This is a genomic window from Chromobacterium sphagni (genome assembly GCF_001855555.1).
Classification (GTDB): domain Bacteria; phylum Pseudomonadota; class Gammaproteobacteria; order Burkholderiales; family Chromobacteriaceae; genus Chromobacterium; species Chromobacterium sphagni.
The window spans coordinates 1-10136 of the sequence record NZ_MKCT01000081.1; the positions used below are offsets into that span (position 1 = coordinate 1).

Sequence of the window (10136 nt, forward strand, 5' to 3'; positions counted from 1 at the left end):
ATGATCAAGGCCAGCGCCACGCCGGCGGCGCCGTGGGTGGGGGCGCGTTACCGCTGCCACGCAACTGGTGATCGACAATGTGTCGGTGAGCGTCAACACGCCGATTCTGGGCGGCCAATGCGGTCCCAGCCTGGTCAACGGGCAGATCGCCGATAGCGGCAGCGAAACGACGATCGCATTGATCAACGCGCCTTTGGCGGGAGGCTGCGCGATTTCCGCCACGCTGACCACCACGCCGTACATGCATGTGACGCCGTAGGCACGTGACGGGGGTAAAGGGCCGGGCGCGGGATGGCCCGGCTTGTCATCCCTGCAGTTGCAGGCCGGCGGCGGCCAGCGCGTTGACTTGGTCTGGCGACGCCAGCCGCCGTTTGTGGCCGGCGAAGCCCTCGTACAGCGCCAGATGGCCGCTGTGCGAGCAATGGCCGCGGCGGACGCCGTAGTTTTCGGCCCAACTGAGCAGCGCCTTGGCAGAGGCCTCGTCCTGCGGCCTGCCCATGTGCAGCGCTTGCGCCGCCAGGCGCGTCTGCAGGCGGGCTCGGCACAGCGTCCAGTCCGCGTCCAGCCAGATCAGCGCATCGGCCTGGGGCAGGAAGCGGGCGGCCAGATCGCCGAATACGCCTTCGGCGATCCACCCGGATTGGCTCAGAGCGGCGCTGATCATGCCGTCCACTTCCTCCGCCGGGCGCGGCGCTCGAAAGCCGCCCTGCTGCCAGAACAGGTGGTCCAGATGGATCAGCGCGGCCTGATGGCGCTCGGCCAGTCGGGAGGCCAGCCAGGTTTTGCCGCTGCCGCTGTTGCCGATGATGACCAGTTTCATGGAGGATTTTCAGCTTTGTGGATGGCGGACACCGTAATGGATACGCATCAGGCTGACAAGCCGGTCGCGGCCCGTTCCCGGGGCGGGACGACGGCGTCGCCGACGCGCCACCAGCGCCGCGTGGCGCGCAGCGCGTAGGCGCGGCGGTAGGCGGTGGGAGTGAGGCCGGTCTGGCGGCGGAACAGGCGGCGGAAGGAGCTGGCGTCTTCGTAGCCGCATTGCTCCATGATGCCCTGCAGGTCCGCGGTGGTGACCTCCAGCAGCAGCTTGGCCCTTTCCACGCGCAGTTGTTGCAGGTATTCCAGCGGCGTCATGTCCGCCACCTCGCGGAAGTGGCGCAGCAGGGTGCGGCTGCTTACGGCGGCGGCTTCTGCCACTTTGTCCAGGCTGTAGGGCTCGGTCACATGTTGTTCCAGCCAGCGCCTGGCCTTGCACACCGGGCTGTCGCGGGTGGGGGTGCCGAGCAGCGGCAGGGTCTGGCCCGACTGCTCGAAACGGGCCGGTTGATACAATAGCCCGTTGGTACAGCTCTGCGCCAGCTCGTCTCCGGCAAAATGGCGGACCAGCTCCAGCGCAAGATTGATGGAAGAAGCCGGCGCGCCGCTGCAGAAGATGTTGCCGTCGATGGTGACTGGGCGGTCCATCAACAGCCGCACCTTGGGGTGGTGGCCGGAAAACCAGCCGGCGATCAGCCAGGTGATGGTGGCGTTGCGCTCATCCAGTATGCCGGCGCGGGCCAGCATGGCGGCGCCGTTGTAATTGGCGGCGATGATGTCTCCGGCGGCATGGCGCCGGGCAATCAGCGCCAGCGCGGCGCCTGAGCGGTCCAGTTGTTGTTTGAGGTGGGGAACGCTGTCCATGTCGATGCCCGGCACCAGCAGGACGGATTGGCCGGCTTGCGCGCTTGGGGCGCCGGATTGGGAGCAGAGCCAGGGCGGCAAAGGGAGGGTGGCGCCGTCGGCATCCAGCAGGCGCCACAGGAAACGCGGCGTTTTCTGGCGCGGGTGGCGCAGATGCCACAGTTTATTGGCAGCCTGCAACACGTCGATGGCCGAAAACAGCGTTCCTCCGAGACAGTTGGGCAGGTAAAGCAGGTCTACGCATGTGCTCATGATGGTCTGCCTTGGCGATATCCGCTTTAACCTTGGCGAAGCCGGCCGGCAAAATCAAGACTGATTGCATGTTGTTTTGTATCTGATTATTCCAAATGCAGAGTCGGCGGCGCAATCGCTGCCTTGCGCCAGCAAGCTGATTGCTGGCGATATCAACCCGCCGAATGGCCATCCTCCCCCCATCTTCGTCGCCACTCCGTTCATAAACTGAAGTCAGAGCTGCGCCCGGGCCGGTTTTGCCCTGCAGGCGCCGCCATCGCCACCGCATGGAAACGGAGTGTCGACATGTGCAATCTGCCAGGGGTCATTCCCGCCATCAAACAACACGAAGAGCAGTTCATCGCCATCCGCCGCAATATCCATTCCCATCCGGAGTTGGGTTTCGAGGAGGAGGCCACCAGCAGACTGGTGGCGGAATCGTTGCGGGCCTGGGGTTACCAGGTGACTGCGGGTCTGGGCGGCACCGGCGTGGTGGGGCAGCTGCGCTGCGGCAGCGGATCGCGCAGCATGGGCATCCGCGCCGACATGGACGCGCTGCCCATCCATGAGGAAACCGGCCTGCCTTACGCCAGCAAGCTGCCGGGCAAGATGCACGCCTGCGGCCATGACGGCCATACCGCCATGCTGTTGGCGGCGGCGCGGCACCTGGCCGAGAGCCGTCAGTTCGACGGCACGCTCAATCTGATCTTCCAGCCGGCGGAGGAAGGCCAGGGCGGCGCGGCGCGGATGATGGCCGAAGGTCTGTTCGAGCGTTTCCCCTGCGACGCGGTGTTCGCCATGCACAACGGCCCCACCTTGCCGGTGGGCAGCTTCATCGTGCAGCCGGGCGTGCTGGCGGCGTCGGCCGACATCGTCTCCATCACTCTCACCGGCAAGGGCGGCCACGGCGGCATGCCGCATACCTGCGTCGATCCCATCGTGGCGATGGCTTCCATCATCCTGGCGCTGCAGACCATCGTGTCGCGCAATCTGCCGCCGGATCAGCCCGCGGTGGTGACGGTGGGCTCGGCGCATGCCGGCAGCGCCAGCAATGTGATTCCAGACAGCGCGCAGCTGGAGCTGACGGTGCGGACCTACAGCCCCGCGATCCAGCGGCAGATCGAGGCGCGGCTGCGCGAGCTGGTGACGCTGCAGGCGCAAAGCTATGGCGTGGAGGCGTGGATGGATTGGAAACCAGTGACGCGGGTGCTGGTGAATACGCCGCAGGAAACCCGCATCGCGCGCGAGGTGGCGGAGGGCATGGTGGGGCCTGCGGGCATCGTGCCGCTGCCCGCAGGCGCAATGGGCGGCGACGATTTTTCCTGGATGTTGGAAAAGGTGGCTGGTTGCTACGTGGTGCTGGGCAATGGCGTGGGCAGCAAGGGCGGTTGCATGATCCACAACCCGGGTTACGACTTCAACGACGAGATCCTCAGCCTGGGCGCCAGTTACTGGGTAAAACTGGCGGAGGCCTATCTGAAATAGCAGCGCCTCTGCAAGGCGGCGCAATCGGCGTCGCGAAAACAACAATGAGGAGCAAGGCGGATGAAGCGGATGCATGCATGCAGCCCACTGGTATGGTTGTTGGCGGCGGGGGCCGGCCACGCGGGCGAGATCACGGTCAGCACTCTGCCGTCCGGCCTGGGCGAAGGCAGCCGGTTCGACTGGGGGGCGGTCCAGCTGGAAACCAAAGGGGCGATGGCGCTGGGCAGCGTCTACCGGATGGAGAACCCCAATCCGGTTTTCACCAGCCACGCCAATCTGATGGACTCGCTGAACGACGGCGATCTCAACTACCGGCGCGGCGATCTGGTGTCGGAATCGTGGCAGGGCTACCTGCAGGGCGATCTGCGCTACCGCGATGCCGGACTGTTCGTCAGCGGCAAGGCGTGGTACGACTACGGCCTGATCCACGACGCGGTTCCGCACGGCCATGCGCCCAATGCTTATGTTGCCGGTGCGCCGCTCAACGACGCCGGTTTTACCCAGCTGGGGCGTTTCAGCGGCGCGGTGCTGGACGACGCCTATGTGTATGGCCGCTACCAACTGGGGCAGTCGTCGCTGTTGCTGCGGCTGGGGCAGCAGGTGATTCCCTGGGTGACGCCCACCACCATCCTGGGCGGCATCCAGCAGGTGAATGCGATGGATTTCAATGCGCTGGGCCGCTCCGGCACCATCCCGGAAATGGTCAACATCCCGGCGCCGGCTTTCTACGCCAAGCTGGGGGCCACGCCGCGGCTGACGCTGGACGGCTATTACCAGTTCAAGTTCGAGCCCAATGCCTATCCGGCTTGCGGCGCATTCTACTCCGGCAGCGACTACGCCCAGCCCGGCTGCAACAAGCTCACGCTCAACGGCAGCCTGCTGAGCATGCTGTTGCGCCGCAATGTCGTCACCAGCGACCAGCAGTCGGCGGCCAATCCGCTCGATTACATCCAGCGCGCGCCGGACGACAAGCCCTATGGCGGCGAATACGGCGCCAGCATCAGCTATCTGTTTGACGGCGTAGGCCAACTGGGGTTGTTTTATTCCAACCAGACCAGCCAGATGAGCTTCAACCAAATGGTGAGGACCGGTCCCGGCGTGCTGCTGCCGGCGGCCGCCAATTTGGGGCTGGCCGCGCCTACCGGCATCGCCGGCCAATTCCGCCGCAGTTATCCCGACAACATTCATATGTTCGGCGTCAATTTCAAGACCAGGCTGCCGGGCGGCACCGGCATCTACAGCGAATTCAGCTATCGGCCCAACCAGCCGGTGGCCTGGAACGGCGCGGACTTCCTGTACGGCGTGCTGACCGGCACCGGGCCGCTCGGTTATCTGGCGCACACGCCGACCGGTTATCTGGCGCGCGGCTACGACACTTTTCACAGCAGCCAGTTCTCGCTGGGCGGCCAGCAGCCGTTGGGCAGGGTATTGGGCGGCGAGGCCAGGCTCTCCGGCGAGGTGGGGGTGAAATATCTGTCCAGCCTGCCCGACCCGTACGCGATGCGCTATGGCCGGGTGGGATTTGGCCAGGCGCCCAGCGCGGCCACGCCGTCCTGTAGCGGAACCGGGGCGACTTGCGCGCTGGATGGCTTCGTCACATCGGTGTCCTGGGGCATTCGCGCCAAGCTGGAGGAGCGCTATGCCGGCGCGCTGCCGGGGCTGGACCTGATGCCGTCGCTGGTGTTGGGCTATGACGTAAAAGGCTATTCGCAGGACGGCCAGTTCATGGAGGGACGACGCAGCGCGCTGTGGCGGCTGCAGGGCGAATACCGCAAGCGCTATGTGTTCGAGCTGCTATATCTGGCCACCGGCGGCGGCAACTACAATACGCTGTCGGATCGCAGCCTGGCGATGGTCAGCGCGGGAATCAAGTTCTGAGCCGGTTGTTGCGGCGCGAGAGGCCGAGAGGAACGCTGGACATGCAAGTTAATCCGATGGAATGGGTGGCCTATCTTAAATATGCTCTGAATGATCCGTACAAATACTAGCTCTGTTCTTTTGGTCAGTTATGTTCGTACATTACGCACTATTACCAAGATATCTAGCATGTGATTGCTGCAGATCGCTTGTCCTTCCCGGCCGGCCGCATCCAATCACCGGAGGGATATTATGGATACCGCGCCCAGGCAAACCGGATTCCCGGCCAACATCTTCAAAATGGGAAGCCGGGTCCGGCTGGTCGACCGTCAGCAGTTGTTCGGCCATCGCGCCCTCACCATCTGGCTGACCGGCCTGAGCGGCGCCGGCAAGTCAACCATCGCTTACGAGCTTGAAGCCAGGCTGGTCCGCTCCGGTTTTTCCGCCGTGGTGCTGGACGGCGACAACCTGCGTCACGGACTCAACCGCAACCTGGGTTTCAGCGCGGCGGAGAGGCAGGAGAACATCCGCCGCGTGGCGGAAGTGGCGCGGTTGATGAACGACGCCGGCTTGATTGTGATCAGCGCCTGCATTTCGCCGCTGTGCAGCGACCGCGAAGCCGCGCGCGGCATCGTCGGCGAGCACAAATTCGCCGAGGTCTATGTCAGCACTCCGCTGGCCATTTGCGAACAGCGGGATTGCAAGGGCTTGTACGCCAAGGCCAGGGCTGGCGAGCTTGCCCAGTTCACCGGTATTTCCGCGCCGTACGAGGCGCCGCGCAATCCGGTGCTGGAGCTGGACACCGGCGCGCTGCGGCTGGATGAATCCGTCGACATGCTGTTTCGCATGGCGCGGCACTGTTGCAGCCCGCTGGCGGAAGTGGAAAGGTATGACCATGAGTATCACATCTGACGCGGGCCGGCCGTTGCCGGCGCTGATGATTCCGCTGCGCCGCTGCGGCAGCCACGCCTTGCGCCTGCGGCTGAATTTCAGCCGGGAGTTCTATTCGCCTTATCCGCTGCATATCGTCGATTTCATGCCGCTGCTGCCTTTGTATGGCGATCTGTCGGATGACCGCGCCTATTTCCAGCTGATCGTGGATGTGGTGGGCTTGCAGACGGTCAGCATGGTCAAATGGCCGAACGTGGTATTCGATCCGGTGGAGATCTTCGAAGCGATCGGCGATCGGCCGCGCAGCGTGCATCAGGTGGTATGGGAGCTGCTGCTGCGGGCGGGGGAGCACAGTCAAGCCAAGGTGGTGATGGACAAGTCGCTGGACAGCGTCCATTACGCCGACGAGTTGCTGACGCTGTTTCCGCGGCTGCGCTTCCTCAATGTGGTGCGCGATCCGCGCGCGCAGGTGGCGTCGATCAACCGCGCCATCCTCCATGATTTCGATACCGTGCTGAACGTCCGCACCTGGCTGGCGGCCTACCAGGCGGCGGACCGTCTGCTGGTCCACCATCCTGACAAGGTGCTGACCATACGCTACGAGGACTTCCTGGCCGACCAGCAGGCCATCCTGCGCCAGGTGTGCGATTTCTTCGGCATTTCTTTTCTGCCGCAGATGCTGGATATCCGCAGTTCGGCGGAGGCCGCGCAGATTTCGCAGTTGTCGGCGCTGTGGTCTTCCAATCATTTTCCGCCGATTGCGGCGCATGCCGACAAATTCAGGCAGCAACTGTCGATGCGCGAGATCGAAATCATTGAAACCGGCTGCCGCGACTACATGCAGCGCTACGGTTATCCGATGCTGACGCCGGCCCAGTTGCCGATTACGGAGGAATTGGCGGCTGCCGCCGAAGCGCACTCCAGCCGCGCGCGCCAGCACGCTTGGGATGACCTCAAGCGCGACAACTACCGCGACTACATTCTCCGGCAGGGCCGGGCCGACTACCTGGCCGGCTTGCGGCAAAGACTGCTGCGCAATGCGGCGATATCGCCGACCGGCTTGGCGGAGGCGCCTGCGGCGCGGATGGCGGATACGCATTGAGGCTTGGCCGTCAGGGCGTAGATTCACGCATTGCTGTTCATCAACGGTCGGGGGATGACGGCGGAAGAGCCGGCGGAAACGCGCTATGCCGTGGGCTCTAATGTCGGCAGCAGCTTGAGGGAGTTGCAGAGCTGGACGCTGATCCGCATCGTGCATGTGTTGGGTGCCCCTGCCGCGATCATTTCGAAACTTCCGGCGATATGTGGGAGCTGTTCCGCATCATCGTGGCAGAGCGGCAGCGATGCCAGATCGAACCCGCGCTGCAGGTGCTGCGCGCATGCATGGCCAGTTGGATTGCTGCCAGGCCGGCTATCCCTTTCCTCCCATGGTTCTCCATGCGCGTCCTCCATACCTCCGACTGGCATCTTGGCCAAAATTTCATCGGCCAGACCGGCCAGGCGGAGTATCAGACGTTCCTTGTCTGGTCGATTGCTTAGCCGAGCCGGTCTGAGGGCATCGGGCCTGGATGTGTCGGGTTGATCGGGAGCACGGCGTCCGGAACTTGCCGTTAGGGGGCGTCCCCGGCTTCGGGTTTGGAAGAGAGGCGTGGATCCCGCAGCCATAATTTTTGTTGGCAAGCATGTGTCTTCATGGTTAAAATGTTTGATAAGATAGATATTGTATCGAACCATATTTTGGAAATTTCGATGTCCATGATGAATTTGAATGATCAAGAGGTGGACCGGGCCTTGAGGGACACCATGGGTGAGTCGGGAAACCTGCGCCATGATTCGCGCCGCAAGACCCTGATCATTCTCGGCCTGGCCGCGGCTTGCCTGCTGGAGGCGGTGGCTCTGGTCGCGCTGGCGCGCAAGGAGGCGCCGCTGCCGCAGTTCACCGCGGTGACGCCGGATGGCCGTCAATATCAGCTGTTGACCAGCAACTCTCCAGTTTTCAATGAGAACCAGGCTGGAGCATGGATCGCTTACGCCCTGCCCCAGGTGCTGAATTACAACTGGACCGAGTTGGAGCCTCATTTCTCCGACGTCTCGCGCAAGTACTTCACCGAGGATTCCTGGCTGACCTTCAAGAGCCAGCTGGAAGCGGCGGGGACATTCAAATCGGTACTCGATAGCGAGCTGATCAGCAATATGAAGCTCTCCAGCTCGCCCATCCTGGTCGGGAAGGGGCAGCAGGCCGGCGTCGAGGCCTGGGAGTTCGAGGCCAGCGGGACGCTCAGCTATCTGAACCGCACCAAGCGCGCGGACAATCAGATGAAGTTCAAGGTGGTGGTCGGGCTGGTGGCGGCCGGAGGGACGAAGGACTATCGGATTCTCGCCCTTTACATGGTCAAGGACAGGGGGTGAGGGACGTGAGAAGTCAGATTGCAAGCCGGGTCTTGCTGATTGCGGCCTGGGCGGTGTCCCACGCGGCCGCGGCGGCTCAGCCGGGCGATCCGGCCGGCGGCCAGTTTTATACCAATAGCGCTAGCGATCCGCGGCTGGCGGTGCAGGCGCCTGCGGCTGCGTCGGCTCAGTCGGGCAGGCAGCAAACCAGGGATCCGCTGCAGAGGGCGATGGAAGCTGATCCGGTGTTCGGTTCGGTGATGAAGGAGGCGGTGCCGTTCGATCCGGGCCAGATCCGGATGTACCGTCGTCAGGTGGAGAAGGTGGAGAAGATGAAGGACTCTCCACCGGTATCGGGCGAGCAACGGACGATTCCGGTTCGCCCTGGGCGGACCGTGGACCTGACGGTGGCGGTGGGCTATCCGGTGACGGTGCGCCTGACCGATGTGGCGGGACAGCCGCTGAAGATTTCCGGCAGTGTGCCGGGCATGGCTTTTCTCACCATTCATCCCATTCCGGGCGATGCCCAGTCGTCGCCCGCCGCGCAGGTCGGCGCACTGGCGGGGGCGGCCGGCCTGGCGCCGGCGTCGGCAACATCCGGCGGCGACGCCAAGGACGCCATCGTGATCGATTCGTCCGGTTCCGGCTCGACTTCGCTGACGGTATTCGCCGCCGGTTCCTTCCGGCCGGTTGTGATCAAGGTCAGATCGCTCTATCCGAAAAGCGGCGAGCGGGTGGATTTCGCGGCCGACCTGCGGTTGACCTGGATGGGCGGCGACGCGTTGAACCGCGGCGATGAATACCAGTCGCCGCTGTCGGGCACATTGATGGCGGTGCTGAAGGAAACCGTAGGCGATGAAATGCAGACGGTGTCCCACACCGGCGGCGATGCGGTCAAGGTCTGGAAGCGGCTGTCGGACAACCGGGTTTTCGTCAAGGTCCGTCCTGGGGTGACCCTGCTGTCGCCGCGCAACTTCCGCACCAGCACCCGCGACGACGATGGCGGCTCGGCGTACGAGTTCGATTACCGGCCGTCTTCGATGGTGACGGGCATGGCGGGCACTTCGCGCGCAATTGTCATTCGATGGGGCGGCTATGAGCAATAAGTCGGACATGGTGGATTTCGGCAATCAGCCCAAGGGCCCTGGCGGCAAGGATGCCGGCAAGTTGCGGCTGATCATTTTCGGTGGCGTGGCGATCGCCTTTTTCGCCGCCATGCTGGTTTACAAGAAAGTCAGCGCGCCCAAGGATGCCGGGCGGGAATCGGCGGCGATGGCCAGTACGCCGGAGAAGATGGCCGACACAGGCACGGCAGACGCCGGCACGCTGGCGGTGGCGGACGACCATAGCCAGCCGGCGGTGTACGGTACCGCCGACGCCTTGCTGAACAGCCAGCGCGATGGTCGGCAGAAAGACGCCATCGCCAGCGGCGGCGCGTATGTGGCCGAGGTGGGCGCGTTGAGCGACCGGGGCGATCCGTCTTCGGGTTCCGGCGGGCAGATGCCCCCCATTCCCCAGGGGCCGTCTTTGCAGCCGTTGCTGGATGCGGCGGCAGTGCAGAAGCAGAGTGCGTGGTTGCAGAAATTCCAAAACAACCGCGCAAA

11 protein-coding genes are annotated in these 10136 nt (G+C 64.0%); 9 read left to right on the forward strand and 2 right to left on the reverse strand.

All coding sequences use genetic code 11. The features are described from left to right. Positions 1-67 precede the first annotated feature (67 nt). Entirely contained in the window at positions 68-259 is a 192-nt protein-coding gene (locus BI344_RS20965; RefSeq protein ID WP_071114741.1) for a hypothetical protein, read from the forward strand. A gap of 45 nt (positions 260-304) precedes the next feature. Here BI344_RS20965 and BI344_RS20970 read toward each other — a convergent pair whose 3' ends face one another. Together BI344_RS20970 and BI344_RS20975 are read right to left on the reverse strand one after the other, a co-directional pair. Further along, positions 305-820: an AAA family ATPase gene (locus BI344_RS20970; RefSeq protein ID WP_071114742.1), complete on the reverse strand. Its 516-nt coding sequence runs from the start codon at positions 818-820 to the stop codon at positions 305-307. A gap of 47 nt (positions 821-867) precedes the next feature. Further along, complete coding sequence (locus tag BI344_RS20975; RefSeq protein WP_071114743.1) at positions 868-1932, reverse strand: GlxA family transcriptional regulator; 1065 nt, start codon at positions 1930-1932, stop codon at positions 868-870. 285 nt (positions 1933-2217) lie between these two features. Between BI344_RS20975 and BI344_RS20980 the strand changes: the two genes are divergently transcribed. The 8 genes from BI344_RS20980 to BI344_RS21015 all read left to right on the forward strand — a co-directional run. Next, a complete protein-coding gene (locus tag BI344_RS20980; protein WP_071114744.1) occupies positions 2218-3396 on the forward strand; it encodes a M20 aminoacylase family protein in 1179 nt (392 codons plus the stop codon). 60 nt (positions 3397-3456) lie between these two features. Next, positions 3457-5274: a DUF1302 domain-containing protein gene (locus tag BI344_RS20985; protein ID WP_071114745.1), complete on the forward strand. Its 1818-nt coding sequence runs from the start codon at positions 3457-3459 to the stop codon at positions 5272-5274. A gap of 279 nt (positions 5275-5553) precedes the next feature. Continuing rightward, positions 5554-6165, forward strand: coding sequence for an adenylyl-sulfate kinase (cysC, locus tag BI344_RS20990; protein WP_241499430.1), 612 nt, complete (start codon positions 5554-5556; stop codon positions 6163-6165). Further along, positions 6149-7246, forward strand: a complete 1098-nt coding sequence (locus BI344_RS20995) for a sulfotransferase family protein (protein WP_071114747.1) — start codon at positions 6149-6151, stop codon at positions 7244-7246. The genes cysC and BI344_RS20995 overlap by 17 nt, the downstream gene beginning before the upstream one ends. A 200-nt stretch (positions 7247-7446) precedes the next feature. Continuing rightward, complete coding sequence (locus BI344_RS24640; RefSeq protein WP_071114748.1) at positions 7447-7683, forward strand: hypothetical protein; 237 nt, start codon at positions 7447-7449, stop codon at positions 7681-7683. Between the two features lie 216 nt (positions 7684-7899). After that, positions 7900-8553 (forward strand): DotI/IcmL family type IV secretion protein, encoded by a 654-nt coding sequence (locus BI344_RS21005; RefSeq protein ID WP_158020802.1) that lies wholly within the window; start codon positions 7900-7902, stop codon positions 8551-8553. 32 nt (positions 8554-8585) lie between these two features. Then, positions 8586-9638, forward strand: a complete 1053-nt coding sequence (locus BI344_RS21010) for a DotH/IcmK family type IV secretion protein (protein ID WP_071114750.1) — start codon at positions 8586-8588, stop codon at positions 9636-9638. Continuing rightward, positions 9628-10136 (forward strand): hypothetical protein (locus tag BI344_RS21015; RefSeq protein ID WP_139167102.1); only part of this gene is annotated, 509 nt, incomplete at its 3' end. The genes BI344_RS21010 and BI344_RS21015, both read left to right, overlap by 11 nt.